At 70.0% G+C, this 15,613-nt stretch carries 16 protein-coding genes and 1 tRNA gene; 15 read left to right on the forward strand and 2 right to left on the reverse strand.

Features of this window, described 5'->3' with window-relative positions:
• Positions 1–91: 91 nt before the first annotated feature.
• Both FV226_RS18910 and FV226_RS18915 read left to right on the forward strand, forming a co-directional pair.
• On the forward strand, positions 92–961 hold the full coding sequence (locus FV226_RS18910; RefSeq protein ID WP_147764099.1) for a tetratricopeptide repeat protein: 870 nt from the start codon (positions 92–94) through the stop codon (positions 959–961).
• 174 nt (positions 962–1,135) lie between these two features.
• A complete protein-coding gene (locus tag FV226_RS18915) occupies positions 1,136–1,582 on the forward strand; it encodes a hypothetical protein (RefSeq protein WP_147764100.1) in 447 nt (148 codons plus the stop codon).
• A gap of 56 nt (positions 1,583–1,638) precedes the next feature.
• On the opposite strand, the gene FV226_RS18920 is transcribed toward FV226_RS18915, so the two are convergent.
• Complete coding sequence (locus tag FV226_RS18920; RefSeq protein ID WP_147764101.1) at positions 1,639–2,760, reverse strand: aminotransferase class I/II-fold pyridoxal phosphate-dependent enzyme; 1,122 nt, start codon at positions 2,758–2,760, stop codon at positions 1,639–1,641.
• 86 nt (positions 2,761–2,846) lie between these two features.
• Here FV226_RS18920 and FV226_RS18925 point away from each other — a divergent pair, with 86 nt between their 5' ends.
• The 4 genes from FV226_RS18925 to FV226_RS18940 all read left to right on the forward strand — a co-directional run bounded on the left by FV226_RS18925 (position 2,847) and on the right by FV226_RS18940 (position 5,970).
• Positions 2,847–4,115 carry an adenosylmethionine--8-amino-7-oxononanoate transaminase gene (locus FV226_RS18925; protein ID WP_147764102.1) on the forward strand — a complete coding sequence of 423 codons (1,269 nt, stop codon included), beginning with the start codon at positions 2,847–2,849 and terminating at the stop codon, positions 4,113–4,115.
• 121 nt (positions 4,116–4,236) lie between these two features.
• Positions 4,237–4,635, forward strand: coding sequence for a response regulator (locus FV226_RS18930; RefSeq protein ID WP_147751108.1), 399 nt, complete (start codon positions 4,237–4,239; stop codon positions 4,633–4,635).
• 281 nt (positions 4,636–4,916) lie between these two features.
• Positions 4,917–5,501 carry a MarR family winged helix-turn-helix transcriptional regulator gene (locus FV226_RS18935; RefSeq protein WP_147764111.1) on the forward strand — a complete coding sequence of 195 codons (585 nt, stop codon included), beginning with the start codon at positions 4,917–4,919 and terminating at the stop codon, positions 5,499–5,501.
• Positions 5,502–5,556: 55 nt separating this feature from the next.
• Positions 5,557–5,970: a hypothetical protein gene (locus FV226_RS18940; RefSeq protein ID WP_147764103.1), complete on the forward strand. Its 414-nt coding sequence runs from the start codon at positions 5,557–5,559 to the stop codon at positions 5,968–5,970.
• A 42-nt stretch (positions 5,971–6,012) separates the two neighbouring features.
• On the opposite strand, the gene FV226_RS18945 is transcribed toward FV226_RS18940, so the two are convergent.
• Positions 6,013–6,519 carry a hypothetical protein gene (locus FV226_RS18945; protein WP_147764104.1) on the reverse strand — a complete coding sequence of 169 codons (507 nt, stop codon included), beginning with the start codon at positions 6,517–6,519 and terminating at the stop codon, positions 6,013–6,015.
• A gap of 360 nt (positions 6,520–6,879) precedes the next feature.
• Here FV226_RS18945 and FV226_RS18950 point away from each other — a divergent pair, with 360 nt between their 5' ends.
• From FV226_RS18950 to FV226_RS18990, 9 genes are all read left to right on the forward strand, one after another.
• Positions 6,880–8,418 carry an ABC transporter substrate-binding protein gene (locus tag FV226_RS18950; RefSeq protein WP_147764112.1) on the forward strand — a complete coding sequence of 513 codons (1,539 nt, stop codon included), beginning with the start codon at positions 6,880–6,882 and terminating at the stop codon, positions 8,416–8,418.
• Between the two features lie 24 nt (positions 8,419–8,442).
• A complete protein-coding gene (locus FV226_RS18955; RefSeq protein WP_147751111.1) occupies positions 8,443–9,420 on the forward strand; it encodes an ABC transporter permease in 978 nt (325 codons plus the stop codon).
• On the forward strand, positions 9,417–10,352 hold the full coding sequence (locus tag FV226_RS18960) for an ABC transporter permease (RefSeq protein WP_147764105.1): 936 nt from the start codon (positions 9,417–9,419) through the stop codon (positions 10,350–10,352). The genes FV226_RS18955 and FV226_RS18960 overlap by 4 nt, the downstream gene beginning before the upstream one ends.
• Positions 10,349–11,329: an ABC transporter ATP-binding protein gene (locus FV226_RS18965; protein WP_147764106.1), complete on the forward strand. Its 981-nt coding sequence runs from the start codon at positions 10,349–10,351 to the stop codon at positions 11,327–11,329. The genes FV226_RS18960 and FV226_RS18965 overlap by 4 nt, the downstream gene beginning before the upstream one ends.
• Positions 11,326–12,318 carry an oligopeptide/dipeptide ABC transporter ATP-binding protein gene (locus tag FV226_RS18970; RefSeq protein WP_147764107.1) on the forward strand — a complete coding sequence of 331 codons (993 nt, stop codon included), beginning with the start codon at positions 11,326–11,328 and terminating at the stop codon, positions 12,316–12,318. Before FV226_RS18965 ends, FV226_RS18970 begins: the two co-directional genes overlap by 4 nt.
• A gap of 49 nt (positions 12,319–12,367) precedes the next feature.
• On the forward strand, positions 12,368–13,822 hold the full coding sequence (locus FV226_RS18975) for an amidase (protein ID WP_281406046.1): 1,455 nt from the start codon (positions 12,368–12,370) through the stop codon (positions 13,820–13,822).
• 147 nt (positions 13,823–13,969) lie between these two features.
• On the forward strand, positions 13,970–14,875 hold the full coding sequence (locus FV226_RS18980) for a MipA/OmpV family protein (RefSeq protein ID WP_147764108.1): 906 nt from the start codon (positions 13,970–13,972) through the stop codon (positions 14,873–14,875).
• 84 nt (positions 14,876–14,959) lie between these two features.
• Positions 14,960–15,304 (forward strand): hypothetical protein, encoded by a 345-nt coding sequence (locus FV226_RS18985; RefSeq protein WP_147764109.1) that lies wholly within the window; start codon positions 14,960–14,962, stop codon positions 15,302–15,304.
• A 110-nt stretch (positions 15,305–15,414) separates the two neighbouring features.
• Positions 15,415–15,504, forward strand: a tRNA-Ser gene (locus tag FV226_RS18990).
• Positions 15,505–15,613: the final 109 nt, after the last annotated feature.

Raw genomic sequence — 15,613 nt, forward strand, 5'->3', positions numbered from 1 at the left:
CGGCCGCGCGCCGGCCGCGCCGCTTGGGGTGCGTGGATCAGAGATTCGGGCGTGCTGAAGGCTTGAGCACCGTGCCGAGGGGAATGGGGCGATGACGTCAGACAGCGTGCGGTTACAACGGGCCCTGCTCGGCCTCGCGGCGCTCGCGAGCGTGGGGCTCGCCGGCTGCGAGACCGTGGGAAGCGCTGCCGGCTCGCGGCAATTCGCCGTGCTGGAGGCGGACACCACGGGCGCGACCAACGTCAACATCGCTTCGCTGACCGAGGTGGTGCAGCGTAACCCCAACGACGCCGCCGCCTACAACACCCGTGGCGCGGCCTACGCCCGCGCGGGCCAGTTCAACGACGCGATCGGCGACTTCACCAAGGCGGTGCAGATCGACCCGAATTCGGGCTCGGCCTACAACAACCGCGCGCTGGCCTATCGCCAGACCGGCCGCAACGACGCCGCGCTGCAGGATTTCACCAAGGCGATCGCCTCCGACCCGAATTACGGCCCGGCCTATATCGGCCGCGCCAACGTGCTGCGCGCCCAGGGCGACCTCGAAGGCGCGATGCGCGACCTCAACGTCGCGATCCGCCTGATGCCCGAATCGGCCGAGGCGTATCACGCCCGTGGCCTGGTCCGGCAGAAGCAGGGCCAGGACATCGCCGCCATCGGCGACTTCGACGCCGCGATCGACCGCAACCCCTTCGTCAGCGCGCCCTACGCCGCCCGCGGCCAGAGCCTGATCGCCACGAACAAATACGACAAGGCGATCGAGGACTACAACGCCGCGCTCAACGTCGACAACAAGGACGCGACCTCCTGGGCCTATCGCGGCCTCGCCTACGAGAAGTCGAACCGGAAGAAGGAGGCGATGGAGAACTACCAGCGCGCCTCGACCATCGACCCGAACAACCCGATCGCGCGCCAGGGCCTCGGCCGCGTGCAGGGCGGCGTCGGCTCGCTGTTCAACTGAGCTTCCGCCGCACGTTCCTGCGATCGACGCCGCGCGAGAGCGCGGCGTTTTTCGTTGCAAGGCCGCGACGGCGCGCATCGTATGCTTTATGCACGTGCGCGCAAACCACCTGTGTTAGCGGCTGCGAAAACAAACCGGATGCGCTGGGTCGCGAAATCTGTCACACTTTCGCAAATGCCGTACTTTTACTGCCATCTTCATGGACCGGGCGGTTTCGAGCGCGACGAGATCGGACTGGAGTTCAGCGGCCTCGATGCGGTCTACCTCGACGTCTGCCGCGCCATCCTCGACATCTCGGCGGACCTCGCACGCTCCGGCTACGACCCGATGCCCTACGCGTTCGAGATCGTGGACGCGGGCGGCGCGCTGCTGATGGACGTGCCGTTCCGGGAGATGCTGAACAAGGCTCCGCGCAACGGCCGGTACCGCCCTCCCGTCTCTCAGGCGGGGCAGCGCGCCGAGATGCTGCGGGCGACGCTCCTGAAGGCCGCGGTCTCCGAATCGATCGACCGCCTCGGGGAGACGATCAGGATGTCGCGCCAGATCGTGGCGCGCTCGCGCGCCAGCGCCGCAGACGACCCGTGGGGCGCCCCGCCGCGACAGGCCGCCCTCGCGTCCTAGTGCATGTTCTTCACGCGAGCCGGCATCCACCTCGCTCGAAAATGCTCTCGCTCCGGTCAGGCCGGCCGCAGGGCGAGGATGGCGTCGGCCAGCGCGTCGACCTGCGCCGCGTCATGCGCCGCCGAGAACGCCACCCGCAGCCGCGCGGTGCCGTCGGGCACGGTCGGCGGCCGGATCGCCACGACGAGGAAACCGCGCGCTTCGAGCGCCGCGGAGAGCGCCAGCGCATCCTGCGCCGCGCCGACCATCACCGGCACCACCGCGCTCTCGGCCTCCGGCAGCCCGAGGCGTGCGGTGAAACGGCGGGCGAGCGCCAGGGGTTTCGCGCCGCGCTCGGGCTCCACCTCGAGGATCGCCAGGGCTTCGAGGGCGGCCGCCGCGGAGGCCGGCGGTAGCCCGGTGGTGTAGACGAAGCTGCGGGCGCGGCTCGTCAGCAGGTCGACCACGGCCTGCGAGGCGCAGAGATAGCCGCCGTAGGAGCCGAGCGACTTCGACAGGGTGCCCATCTCCAAGGGCGCTTTCGGACCGCCCTCGACCACGCCGAGCCCGTGCGCGTCGTCCACCAGGGTCCAGGCGTCATGAGCCTCGGCCACCCCCAGGATGTCGCCGAGCGGCGCACGGTCGCCGTCCATGCTGAACACCCGCTCGGTGAGGATCATCGCCCGGCGATGGCGCGCGCGATGCTCGGCGAGCAGCCGGCCGAGGTCGGCGACGTCGTTGTGGCGGAACGTCAGGGTCGTCGCCCCCGAGATCCGCGCGCCGCCCCACATGCAGGCGTGGGCGAGCGCGTCGACGAGGATGAGGTCGCCCGCGCCGACCAGCGCCGGGGTGATGCCAAGGTTGGCGAGGTAGCCGCTGCCGAAAACCAGGGCGGCCTCGGTGCCCTTGTGCGCGGCGAGCCGGGCCTCGATGGCGATCAGCAGCGGATGGTTGCCGGTCACCAGGCGCGATCCGCCGGCGCCGGCGCCGTAGGCGGCGACGGCCTGCTGCGCCGCCGCGACCACCCGCGGGTCGTGGCTCAGGCCGAGGTAGTCGTTGCACGAGAACGAGACCAGGCGGCGCGCGCCGCGTTCCGCCATCGCGTCGACGGCGCGGGTCGTCGGCACGAGGCGGCGGCGCAGCGCGGCAGCGTCCAGGCCGGAGAGCTTGTCGCGGGCGAAGGATTCGAGGCTCGACATGCGGCCTCAAAGCGCCGCGGGGCCGCCGTGAGTCAAGTCGCGCGCGGAGGTTGACCGGCGCGCCGCGGGCCAGCATCGATCGGCGCATGGCGACGGACGATCCGAGCGCCGCCCACCTGTGGCGGCCCTACACCCAGATGAAGCAAGCGGCGCCGCCGCTGGAGGCGGTGCGCACGCACGGGTCGCGCATCGTGCTCGCAAACGGGCGCGAGCTCGTCGACGGCATCGCCTCATGGTGGACGGCGGTGCACGGCTACAATCATTCCCACATCGCCGCCGCGGTGGCTGGACAGCTCGGCACCATGCCGCACGTGATGTTCGGCGGCCTGACGCACGCTCCGGCCGAGCGGCTGGCGAGCCGGCTCGCCGCCCTCCTGCCCGGCGATTTGAACCACGTGTTCTTCACCGATTCCGGTTCGGTCGCGGTCGAGGTGGCGTTGAAGATGGCGGTGCAGCTCTGGCTGAACCGCGGCGAGGCCGGGCGCACCCGCATCCTCGCGTTCCGCGGCGGCTACCACGGCGACACCATGGGCGCGATGTCGGTCTGCGACCCCGAGGAGGGCATGCATCGCCGCTTCGGCGCCTTCCTGCCGAGCCAGGTCTTCTGTGACCTGCCGCGGACCGAAGCGGAGACGGCCGCCCTCGACGGCGTCCTGGCGCGCCACCGCACCGAGCTCGCCGCGGTGATCGTCGAGCCGCTGGTGCAGGGTGCCGGCGGCATGCGGATGCATCCGCCCGAGGTGCTGGCGACGATCGCGCGCCTCGCGCGCCGGCACGGCCTGCCGCTGATCCTCGACGAGATCTTCACCGGTTTCGGCCGCACCGGCACGCTGTTCGCCTGCGAGCAGGCCGGCATCGTGCCCGACATCCTGTGCCTGTCGAAGGCGCTGACCGGTGGGACGATGGCGCTCGCCGCCACGGTCGCGACGCACGCGGTGTTCTCCGGGTTCTGGTCGGACGACGCGAGCGCCGCGCTGATGCACGGACCGACCTTCATGGCCAACCCGCTGGCCTGCGCGGCCGCCAACGCCAGCCTCGACCTGTTCGCCAGCGAGCCGCGGCTGGAGCAGGCCCAAGCGATCGGCGCCCGCCTCGCCGACGGCCTCGAAGCGTTGCGCGGGCGGCCGGGCATCGCCGAGGTGCGCACGCTCGGCGCGATCGGCGCCGTCCAGTTCACCCGGCCGCCGGACCTCGGCGCCCTCAAGGCGCGCTTCGTGGAGCGCGGCGTCTGGGTCCGCCCGTTCGGCGACATCGTCTACCTGACGCCGGCCCTGACCATCGAACGCGGCGACCTCGACCAGCTGATCGAGGCCGTGGTCGCGGTCGCCGGATCGGTCGGGACGACGGCCGGCTGACGACCTGTCGGCAACCCCCGATTCGCACTGCAACCGGAACGCCCCTCTGCCGTTGGACATCGAGAACGACGGTGCGGCGGGGGGCGCGTCCCGGCCGCGCCTCCGGACCGAAACGCTGGAGATGCACATCGTGACGAGCGAGCAGACGAGTCCCCAGGAAGACCGGCCCGTGATCCTGCTCGTCGAGGACGAGGCGCTGACCATCATGGACCTCGGCGACGTGCTTGAGGGGGGCGGCTACGAGACGGTGCAATGCGCCTCGGCCGAGCGGGCGATGAGCATCCTGCAAGCGCGGCCGGACATCTGCGGCCTCGTCACCGACGTGGAGCTGTCCGGCAAGGCCAACGGCTTCGACCTCGCCAGCTCGGTCGCCGAGGCACGGCCCAAGCTGCCGATCCTCATCGTCTCGGGCCGCGCCGCGCCGGACCCGGCGCGGATGCCGGAGGGCGCGCACTTCATCGCCCGCCCGTGCAGCGGCGAGGACATCCTCGACCAGCTCCGCCGCCTGATGCCCTGCTGAGCGGGGGATCGCCGCCGCCACCGTCATCCCAGCTTCACACGCCCGAGGCACAGCCGACCGAGAACGATGTCGGCCCCCGCGCGGGGCCGGACTTTCGGCGTGTTCGGTCGTGTTGTGCGGGGTATGGGATGTCAGCGGCGGATGAGATACCGGCAGCCGCGCCGGTCATCGACAACCCGGGACTGCCCGTGAACGGCAAGGCGAAGAACCGGAAGGACGAGCGGCACGCCGCCGACGCGCCGCGAGCCAAGCGGAAGGGCCGCCCCAGCGAGGTGGCGCCCATCGTCGAGGCTTCCGCCGTCGATGCGCCGAGCGCGAAAACTGCGGAGACCAAGCGCGTCGGAGCCAAGCCGCCGGGCGCCAAGAGCGTCGGGTGGGCGCTTGTCCAGGCCGCGCGGCTGCATCGGGCTCGAATCGGCGACCGGCTCGCGACCCTCGATCTCTTCGCCGGCCAGGAGCAGGTGGTGCAGGTGCTGGCGGCGTCGGGCACCATGACGATGGGCGACCTCGCGGCCACGTTGCGCGTGCGTCCGCCGACCGCATCGAAGACGATCTCGCGGCTGGCCGCCCTCGGCTTCGTGGAGCGCCGGGCGGAAGCCGGAGACGGGCGCATCGTTCGCGTGCGCCTCACCGAGGCAGGGCTGGCCAAGGCCGAGGCGATCGAGGGCATCTGGGACGCCGTCGAGGCGGAATTGCTCTCCGGCTTCGACGGCAAGGAGCGCCGCCGCCTGCGCAAGCTGTTGCGCAAGGCCGCCAAGGGCCTCGCCGAGGCCGGCGGCCTCACCGGGCACGAGACCGAGGCGGATGCCGAAATCGAGGCCGACGAGGACGAGACCGAGCCCCTGGTCGTCGCGCCCGCGCACTGACGCCGAGAATTTCGAGACCGTTGGACGACGGGAGCGCGGCCGGTACGCTGCCGGAATGCGCACGCCCCTCGCCATCGGCCTCGCAACCGCGGCACTGCTCGCCGGACCCGGCATCGCCGAGACGACTCCGGTCGCCGATACCATGCCGAAGCGGGTCGGCGCGTGCGCCACGACGGTCATCACCGCGATCGGGACGCGCTTCGGCGACACGCTCGTGCGGCCGAAGAGCAAGGACGCCGACGACGGCACCGGCGTGGTGCTCAAGAACGGCGTCTACGGCGTGTCCTATCAATTCGTCCCCGAGGTCGCGAACGCCCGCGTCGGCGACCCGGTCAGAACCTGCCTGGTCTCGGTTCCGAAGGGATGCCCCGAGGGCGACGACCGAGGAAAGGTCTACACGACGACCAACCTGCGCACGCAGGAATCCTGGACGCTCGCCGATTCACAGCACCTCTGCGGCGGCGCCTGACCGGACCAGCCGCGAAGGCTTGTCCCGTCGGGCGCTGTCGGCCTACCGGCCGAGCGGCTGGATGCTCTCGGCGATCGCCTTGAGCTGCGAGGCGTACTTCTTCTCGCCGGCGGGCGATCCCCAATACGACAGCATGCCGACCTTGGTCTCGGACAGGATGATGATCGACAGGCTCACCTTGGTCGGGCCGTCCTTGTCGACGCCGTCCCAGCCGAGGTCGACCACGTCGAAGCCGTTGACCTTGGCCTCGGTCTTCTTCTGCGACTTCGGATCGATCTTCACGCCGCTCTCGGCGAAGAACTTCACTCCCTCGACGATGGCGTTCTCGAGGTTCTTCAGGTTCTGGACCTCGAAGGCGACGTAGATAGAAGCATCCGGCGACGTCGCCTGGGCGCCCTTGTCGATCTCCTCAGGTGACCACGCATTCGGCAGGTCGATGGTCACGATCGGCTTGGCATCGGGTAGCTCGAACGGCTTGGCGAGCGCACCCGATGTTGTGCCGACCAACAGACCGGCGACGACCGCCGTCATCAAAACGATGTTCTTCAAGACAACCTCCACCGTCGCCGAAGACGGCGCTCGGAATACAGCCCTGACCGACGTCGCGCGAGGAGTCGAGACCGGTTCCGAGGTCATGCACGGATCGTGCGCTCGCGCCGTCACGGAATCGGCGCACCCGGTGGCACGAGTCCCGCATAGGGGGTTGCGATCCCTGCATACGCCGTCGACGACGGCGCGCGGATGACGGATCACCCGGAATGATACGACGGACGGTTGACCCGGCTCTATTTTCCTAGGCATCCAGAGTGGGTCGATCCTGCCGATGCCCATCGCTTGAGGGAGTTGCGTTTGTCGATTTCACGGATCCGGACGTTGGCGGCGGCCACCAGCCTCGCCATCGCGCTCGGGATGGCGCCGGCTCAGGCCGCGAACGTCTTCCGCTTCGCCTTCCAAGGCGACATCAAGTCCTTGGACCCGTATTCGCTGAAGGAAAGCTTCACGATCGGCATGCACGCCGCGGTCTACGACGCGCTGATCACCCGCGACAAAGACCTGAACCTCGCCCCCGGCCTGGCCGAATCCTGGGAGACGCCGGAGCCGACGCGCTGGCGCTTCCAACTGCGCAAGAACGTGAAATTTCACGACGGCTCGCCCTTCACCGCCGACGACGTGCTGTTCTCCGCCGACCGGGTGCGCGCTTCGGGATCGAGCTTCACCACCAACATCCCCTCGGACGCCAAGTTCGTGAAGGTCGACGACCACACCGTCGACATGGTGCTGTCGAAGCCGAACCCGATCGCGCTGTACCAGTTCTCGACCTGGTACATCATGTCGAAGGCTTGGGCGGAGAAGAACGGCGCCGTCGCGCCCTCCCCCGTCAGCGCGTCGGCCCCGAGCTATGCGACCCTGCACGAGAACGGCACCGGCCCGTTCGTGATCACCGAGCATCAGCCCGGCGTCCGCACGGTGTTCAAGAAGTTCCCCGGCTACTGGGGCAAGGTCGAGTCGAACCTCGACGAGGCGGTGTTCACGACCATCTCGAACGACGCGACCCGCGTCGCGGCACTGATCGGCGGCGAGGTCGACTGGATCGACCCGGTGCCGCTGCAGGACCAGCAGCGCGTCAACGCCAGCGGCACCGCCACGGTGATGACCGGGCCAGAGCTGCGCACGATCTTCCTCGGGATGGATCAGGTCCGAGACGAGCTCAAGGATTCGAGCGTCAAGGGCAAGAACCCGTTCAAGGACGTGCGCGTGCGCGAGGCGATGTACCTCGCCATCGACGAGGACACGATCGCCAAGCGCGTCATGCGCGGGCAGGCGACGCCGAGCGCGCTGATGATCGCGCCCTCGCTCTACGCCCGCTCGGCCGAGTTCAAGCGCCCGGCGACCGACGCCAAGAAGGCCAAGGCGCTGCTCGCCGAGGCGGGCTACCCGGACGGCTTCACCGTGCCGATGGATTGCCCGAACGACCGCTACGTCAACGACGAGGCGATCTGCCAGGCGGTGGTCTCGATGCTCGCCCGCGTCGGCGTCAAGGTGAACCTCAACGCCCAGCCGAAGGCCAAGTACTTCGCCAAGGTTTTGGCGCCGAACTACGACACCTCGTTCTACCTGCTGGGCTGGACGCCCTCCTCGCAGGACAGCCACAACATCCTCTACGAGATGGTCGGCTGCCGTACCGATCCGAAGTCGAGCCGCGGCGGCTGGAACCTCGGCGGCTACTGCAACACCAAGCTCGACGCCATCGCCGACCAGGTCGAGGGCGAGACCGACCCGGCCAAGCGCGACCAGGAGATCATGGACGGCTTCGAGATCCTGCAGAAGGATTGGGCCGTGATCCCGCTGCACCAGCAGGCCTTGGCCTGGGGCGTCTCGAAGAAGGTGACGCTGACCCAGCGGCCCGACAACCTGCTGCTGCTCTACTGGGTATCGAAGCAGCCGTGAGGCGGGGCGTGGAGGGTTGAACCCATGCTAGCCTTCATCCTCCGCCGCCTTCTGCAATCGGTCGTGGTGCTCGCCGTCGTCGGGCTGATCGCCTTCTCGATGTTCCGGTTCGCGGGCGACCCCGTGAACCAGATCGTCGGCGTCGACACGCCGGTCTCCGAGCGCACCGAGATTCGCAAGAGCCTCGGCCTCGACGATTCCACGGCGGTGCAGGCGGCCCGCTACGCCGCCAACGTGCTGCGGGGCGATTTCGGGATCTCGTACCAGTTCCGCCAGCCGGTCTCGCACCTGCTGGCGGAGCGGATGCCCGCGACCCTCGAGCTGGCTTTGTGCGCGACGGTCTTCGCGCTCGTCGTCGGCATCCTCATGGGCGTCTACTGCGCGCTCCACCGCGAGACGGTGCTGGCCAAGCTGTTCCTCGCGGTCTCGCTCGCGGGCGTCAGCCTGCCGACCTTCCTGATCGGCATCCTGCTGATCTTCCTGTTCTCGGTGACGCTCGGCTGGCTCCCTTCCTTCGGTCGCGGCGACACGGTGCGGCTCGGCTGGTGGACCACCGGCTTCCTGACGGTCTCGGGGCTTCGCGCCCTGATCCTGCCCGCGATCACCCTGGGGCTGTTCCAGATGACCCTGATCATGCGCCTCGTCCGCGCCGAGATGCTGGAGGTGCTGCGCGCCGACTACATCCGCTTCGCCCGCGCCCGCGGCCTCACCACCCGCGCGATCCATTTCGGGCACGCGCTGAAGAACACGCTGGTCCCGGTCATCACCATCGCCGGGCTGCAGCTCGGTTCGGTGATCGCCTTCTCGATCATCACCGAGACGGTGTTCCAGTGGCCGGGCATGGGGCTGCTGTTCGTGCAGGCGGTGCAGAACGTCGACATCCCGATCATGGCCGCCTACCTGCTGCTCGTTGCGGCGATCTTCGTGGCGATCAACCTCGCCGTCGACGTGCTCTACACCATCGTCGACCCGCGCCTGCGACTTGCGGGGCGCACCGCATGAGCCTCGCTTCCGCGACGCCGCCTTCGCGCTGGGCCAAGTTCCTCGATTCCGACGTGTTCGCGAGCTTCCGCCGCTCGAAGCTCGCGATGGCGGCGCTCGCCGTCACGGTGCTGTTCTTCGCGCTCGCCATCGCCGCCCCGTGGATCTCGCCGCAGAACCCCTACGATCCAGCGCAACTCGACCTGATCAACTCCAACCTTCCGCCGATCTGGAGTCCCGACGGCCAATCCCCGTTCCTCGTGGGCACCGACGACCAGGGGCGCGACGTCCTCTCGGCGGTGTTCTACGGCTTGCGCCTCTCGCTCGTCGTCGGCCTGCTCGGCGTCCTCGTCTCGGGCACCCTCGGCGTCGCGCTCGGGCTGATCGCGGGCTATTTCGGCGGATTCGTCGACACGCTCATCATGCGCGTCGCCGACGTGCAGCTCACCTTCCCGGCAATCCTGATCGCCCTCGTCGTCGACGGCGTCGCCAAGGCCGCGGCCGGCGGCGGGCTCGACACCAACGCGACGATCGGGCTGATCGTGGTCTCGATCGGACTGTCGTTCTGGGTCCAGTACGCCCGCACCGTGCGCTCCTCGGTGTTGGTCGAGAAGAACAAGGACTACGTCCAGGCCGGGCGCCTGATCGGCCTGTCCTCGCCGGTGATCATGGTCCGCCACGTCCTGCCGAACGTGCTCGGGCCGGTCTTCGTCATCGCCACGATCAACCTCGCGCTGGCGATCATCACCGAGGCGACCCTGTCGTTCCTCGGCACCGGCCTCCCCGAGACCATGCCGTCGCTCGGCACCCTGATCCGCACCGGCAACCGCTTCCTGTTCTCCGGCGAGTGGTGGATCGTCGCCTTCCCCGGCCTGGCGCTCGCCGGGCTGGTGCTGGCGATCAACCTGCTCGGCGACTGGCTCCGCGACGCGCTGAACCCGAAGCTGCAATGACAGAGCCAGTCCTCTCCGTCCGCGACCTGCGCGTCGAGTTCGCGACGCGCCGCGGCGTCCTCAAGGCGATCGACGGCGTGTCCTTCGACATCGCGCGGGGCGAAATCTTGGGCGTCGTCGGCGAGTCCGGCGCCGGGAAATCCGTCACCGGCGCTGCGGTGATCGGGTTGATCGACCCGCCCGGCCGGATCGCCGGCGGCGAGATCCGGCTCGGGGGCGAGCGCATCGACAACCTGCCGCCGGAAAAGATGCGGCGCATCCGCGGCCGGCGCATCGGCATGATCTTCCAGGACCCGCTGACGAGCCTCAACCCGCTCTACCGCATCGGCCGCCAGATCATCGAGACCGTGCAGACCCATACCGACCTCTCGGCCAAGGCCGCGCGGACGCGGGCGATCGACCTCCTCGCCGAGGTCGGCATCCCGGCGCCCGAGCGGCGGATCGACGGCTACCCGCACGAGTTCTCCGGCGGCATGCGCCAGCGCGTGGTGATCGCGCTCGCGCTCGCGGCCGAGCCCGAACTGATCATCGCCGACGAGCCCACGACGGCGCTCGACGTCTCGGTGCAGGCGCAGATCATCACCCTGCTCAAGCGCCTCGGCCGCGACCACGGCACCGCGGTGATGCTGGTGACCCACGACATGGGCGTGATCGCGGAGGCTGCCGACCGCGTCGCGGTGATGTATTCGGGTCGCGTCGCCGAGATCGGCCCGGTCCGCGCCGTCGTCGGCGACCCGCTCCACCCCTATGCCGAGGGCCTGATGGGCGCGATCCCGACGCTGACCCAGGACACCGGGCGCCTCGCCCAGATCCCGGGCGCGATGCCGCGCCTGACGGCGATTCCCCCCGGCTGCGCCTTCAACCCGCGCTGCCCGAAGGTCTTCGCCCGCTGCCGCGTGGAGCGGCCCGACCCGATCCCGGTCGGCGAGCACCGCGTCGCCTGCCATCTCTACGATCGCGCCGAGGTGGCGGCATGAGCGGGCCCACCCCTTACGTCGAGGTCGAGGGCCTGCGGCGGCTGTTCGACGTCTCGAAGCCCTGGCTCAACCGGATGATCGAACGGAAGCCGAAGCAGTGGCTGAAGGCGGTCGACGGCGTCGGCTTCACGATCCAGCGCGGCGAGACCTTCGCCCTCGTCGGCGAATCCGGCTCCGGCAAGTCGACCGTGGCGCGGATGGTGGTCGGGCTGCTGCCGCCGAGCGCGGGCGACGTGCGCATCACCGGCGTCTCGATGACCGATCCGGCGCAAGGCGCGGCCCGCCGCCAGCTGCGACGGCGCATCCAGATGGTGTTCCAGGACCCCTACGCCTCGATGAACCCGCGCTGGCGGGTGGGCAAGATCGTCGCCGAGCCGATCCGCGCCTTCGACCTGATCCAGGGCGAGGCGGCCATCGCCGCCCGCGTCGGCGAATTGCTCACCCTCGTCGGCCTGCATCCCGACGACCGGGTGAAGTACCCGCACGAATTCTCCGGCGGCCAGCGCCAGCGCGTCGCCATCGCCCGCGCGCTCGCCTCGGAGGCCGAGTTCCTCGTCGGCGACGAGCCGACCTCGGCCCTCGACGTCTCGGTGCAGGCGCAGATCCTGAACCTGATGCGCGACCTGCAGGACCGGCTCGGGCTGACCTACCTGTTCATCAGCCACAACCTCGCCGTGGTGCGCCACATGGCGACGCGCATCGGCGTGATGTATCTCGGCCGCGTGGTCGAGATCGGCGGCGGGCGCGAGCTGTTCACGCACCCCAAGCACCCCTACACGCGGATGCTGCTCGACGCGGTGCCCGATATCGGCCTCACCGGGCGGCAGCGCACACCGGTCTCCGGCGAGATCCCCAACCCGATCGACCCGCCGCCGGGTTGCAGCTTCAACCCGCGCTGCCCCTTCGCCAACGACCGTTGCCGCGCCGAGGTGCCGGCGCTGATGGACGGCGTCGCCTGCCACGCCTACCAGGAAGGCCGGCTGACCTGATCGCGCGCATGCCCTGCTGCCCCTTGCAGCCCCGCCTGCTGGAGACCGCGTGACCGCGTCAGCCCTCCCCTCCGACATCCTGGAGATGAGCGCCGTGGCGCTCTCGGCCGCGATCCATGCCAGGACGGTGTCCTGCGTCGAGGTCATGCGCGCCACCCTCGCGCAGATCGCGCGGTACAACCCGGCGGCGAATGCGATCGTCGCGCTTCAGGACCCGGGCCAGCTCCTCGCGGAAGCCGCCGAGCGCGACGCACGCCTCGCCCGCGGCGAGAGCGCCGGCCCGCTCCACGGCTTTCCGCTGGCGGTGAAGGACTTCGATCCGGTCCGCGGCCTGCCGTTCTCGCAGGGCTCGCCGATCTTGCGCGACCGGATCGCGCCGGCCGACTCGATCATGGCCGGACGGCTTCGCTGCGGCGGCGCGGTCTTCACCGGCAAGACCAACATCCCGGAATTCGGCCTCGGCTCGCACACCTACAACCCGGTCCACGGCGCCACCGCGAACGCCTACGACCAACGCAAGTCCGCCGGCGGTTCGAGCGGGGGCGCCGCGGTGTCGGTGGCGCTGCGGATGCAGCCGGTGGCCGACGGCAGCGACCACGCCGGCAGCCTGCGCAACCCGCCGGCCTTCAACAACCTGTTCGGCCTGCGCACCTGCTACGGCCGCATCCCGATCGCGACGCCGGACGTGTTCGCGCCGGGCTTCGGCGTCTCCGGCGCGATCGGCCGCTCGCCGGCCGACATCGGCCTGATGCTGTCGGTGCAGGCCGGCGCCGACCCGCGCGTGCCGTACTCGATTCCCCAGGACCCAGGCATCTTCGCCGAGGACCTGAAGCGCGACGTCTCCGGCACCCGGATCGCGTGGCTCGGCGACTTCGGCGGCCAACTGCCGTTCGAACCCGGCGTGCTCGACCTCGGCGTCGCCGCGCTGTCCGCCTTCGAGGCGGTCGGCTGCCGCGTCGAACACGCCGTCCCGGCCTTCGACATGGAGCGGCTGTGGCGCGCCTACGTGCTGCTGCGCGCCTGCGCCAACGCGGCGACCCTGCATCCGCTCTACAAGGACCCGGCGCACCGGGCCCTGCTCAAGCCGGAGGCCGTCTGGGAGGTGGAGCAGGGCATGGCGCTCACCGCCGACGCGGTGCGGATGGCGCAGGAGACCCGCACCGCCTGGTACGAGACCGTGCGCCTCTTCATGGAGCGCTTCGACTTTCTGGTGATGCCGAGCGCGCAGGTCTTCCCCTTCGCGATCGAGGCCGACTGGCCGAAGCAGGTCGGCGGGCGCGCGATGGACACCTACCACCGCTGGATGCAGGTGGTGATCCCGGCGACCATGAGCGGCCTGCCGGCCCTCAACGTCCCGGCCGGCTTCGGCCCCGGCGGCCTGCCGACCGGCATCCAGGTCGTCGGCCGCAACCACGGCGAATTGGACTGCCTGCGTCTCGGCGCGGCCTACGACGCGGCCACCAACTGGGTCTCGCGACGGCCGCCGCCCTTGCTCGCGGCCTGATCGCAACGGCCCGGGACCGGGACGCTGCGGACGCTTTTCACGCAAGCTGGGCCGGTTCGTTGCGGCGCGGACACAATCCGTTTTTTTGCGGTCGCGAGAGGATGAAACGCGGGCGAAGCAGGGGCCGGCATGTCTATAAGATCGGTCATGAGCAATGCGGTTCGCCCTTCCTCGACGCCGCATGCGGCCTCCCTCGCCTCGAAGCCGCTTGCGGCCTCCCTCGGCATTTCTACCGGCCTGTTGGCCGTGCTGCTCGGTGGGACGGCGCTCGCCGCCGACCTTGGGGCGATCATGCCGCGAGCGGTGCCGAGCTTCTCGCAGGTCGACCCGGACACCTGGGTCGTCACGCTGACGGGCAACCTGCAGTTCACGCCGCGCTATCCCGGCTCCGAGGACTACACGGTCATCGGCTACCCGGCGATCGACGTGCGCCGGGCCGGCGAGCCCCGCCGCTTCGCCGCGCCGGACGACGGATTCAGCTTCTCGCTCTACGACAACGCCGTGTTCCGCATCGGCCCGACCGCGCGCTTCGTCCCCGGCCGCTACTACGGCGACGACCGCCGCCACCTCTTCGGCTTCCGCGACGCGCGCTTCGCCGTCGAGCCCGGCCTGTTCATCGAGTTCTTTCCGATTCCGTCGATCCGCACCCGGGTCGAAGTGCGGCAGGGCGTGTACGGGCACCACGGCACCGTCGGCTCGGTCGGGGCGGACTACATCCTGCCGGTCGACCAGTTCCAGTTCTCGATCGGGCCGCGCCTGAACATCGGCGACGCGTCGTACGCGCGCAAATACTTCGGCGTCACCGCCGACGAAGCCATCGCGAACGGCCGGGTCACCGCCTACGATCCGGGCAGCTTCTTCTCGGCGGGCGTGCTCGGCGCCGTCACCTACACCCAGGACGCGACGTGGGCCTATACCGGCTACGCCGGCTACACCCGCATCCTCGGCTCCTCCGGCGACAGCCCCCTGGTGCGGCGCCCGTTCGGCGACCCGAACCAGTTCCTGTTCGGCCTGAAGGTCGACTACTCCTTCACCACGCGATCCTGGTTCTGACGCCGGAGGCGACCGACTGAAGGTTCCGCGCCTGCATCGACCGGCATGATTGACCAGTGTGCCGGTCTCGGGCGACAGGGACCGATGCAACCGTTCTTTCGCGTCACGGCTTGGCTCGTGGTGGCCGCGCTCGTCTTCGTCACCCTGTCGCCGATCGGTCTGCGGCCCTCCGTGGCACCCGCCAACGTCGAGCGGGCGCTGGCCTACGGCGCGCTCGGGATGCTGTTCGTCCTCGCCTACCCGCGCCGCTGGCCGGTGGTGCTCGCCGGCGTCGTCGCCCTCGCCGCGATCCTCGAACTCGGGCAGGGCCTGACCCTGACCCGCCACGGCCGCCTTTCCGACTTCCTGGTGAAGGGCGGCGCGGCGATGCTCGGCACCGTCCTCGCTCTCGCCGCGACCTCGATCGCCGCCCGCCGCACGCGCTCGTGAGCCCGAACGGTCAAGCCGCTTGCACGCGGGCGACGCGGCGGGTACAGCACGCCACCCGGTCGAACCGTCCGCCGCCCGCCTAAAGCGGGGCGCGGCCCTCCACCGGGTCCGGAGGGGTGGCCGAGTGGTTGAAGGCGCACGCCTGGAAAGTGTGTATACCGGAAACGGTATCGCGGGTTCGAATCCCGCTCCCTCCGCCAGCTACCTTTAAAGCACTGTCGATAAACGGTTTTTAGCTTTCGCTCCCAACCCACGCGTTGACACTGTGTCACCGTGGCTCCTGGGAGCGAACCGACGGTGTCACATGCC

The organism is Methylobacterium sp. WL12, from assembly GCF_008039475.1.
GTDB lineage: Bacteria > Pseudomonadota > Alphaproteobacteria > Rhizobiales > Beijerinckiaceae > Methylobacterium > Methylobacterium cerastii.

Excerpts from the sequence above, each read along its gene's own strand:
- FV226_RS18910 (WP_147764099.1), top strand. The coding sequence starts at position 92 with ATGACGTCAGACAGCGTGCGGTTACAACGGGCCCTGCTCGGCCTCGCG.
- FV226_RS18915 (WP_147764100.1), top strand. The coding sequence starts at position 1,136 with ATGCCGTACTTTTACTGCCATCTTCATGGACCGGGCGGTTTCGAGCGC.
- FV226_RS18920 (WP_147764101.1), bottom strand. The coding sequence starts at position 2,760 with ATGTCGAGCCTCGAATCCTTCGCCCGCGACAAGCTCTCCGGCCTGGAC.
- FV226_RS18925 (WP_147764102.1), top strand. The coding sequence starts at position 2,847 with ATGGCGACGGACGATCCGAGCGCCGCCCACCTGTGGCGGCCCTACACC.
- FV226_RS18930 (WP_147751108.1), top strand. The coding sequence starts at position 4,237 with ATGCACATCGTGACGAGCGAGCAGACGAGTCCCCAGGAAGACCGGCCC.
- FV226_RS18940 (WP_147764103.1), top strand. The coding sequence starts at position 5,557 with ATGCGCACGCCCCTCGCCATCGGCCTCGCAACCGCGGCACTGCTCGCC.
- FV226_RS18950 (WP_147764112.1), top strand. The coding sequence starts at position 6,880 with ATGGCGCCGGCTCAGGCCGCGAACGTCTTCCGCTTCGCCTTCCAAGGC.
- FV226_RS18955 (WP_147751111.1), top strand. The coding sequence starts at position 8,443 with ATGCTAGCCTTCATCCTCCGCCGCCTTCTGCAATCGGTCGTGGTGCTC.
- FV226_RS18960 (WP_147764105.1), top strand. The coding sequence starts at position 9,417 with ATGAGCCTCGCTTCCGCGACGCCGCCTTCGCGCTGGGCCAAGTTCCTC.
- FV226_RS18965 (WP_147764106.1), top strand. The coding sequence starts at position 10,349 with ATGACAGAGCCAGTCCTCTCCGTCCGCGACCTGCGCGTCGAGTTCGCG.
- FV226_RS18970 (WP_147764107.1), top strand. The coding sequence starts at position 11,326 with ATGAGCGGGCCCACCCCTTACGTCGAGGTCGAGGGCCTGCGGCGGCTG.
- FV226_RS18980 (WP_147764108.1), top strand. The coding sequence starts at position 13,970 with ATGAGCAATGCGGTTCGCCCTTCCTCGACGCCGCATGCGGCCTCCCTC.
- FV226_RS18985 (WP_147764109.1), top strand. The coding sequence starts at position 14,960 with ATGCAACCGTTCTTTCGCGTCACGGCTTGGCTCGTGGTGGCCGCGCTC.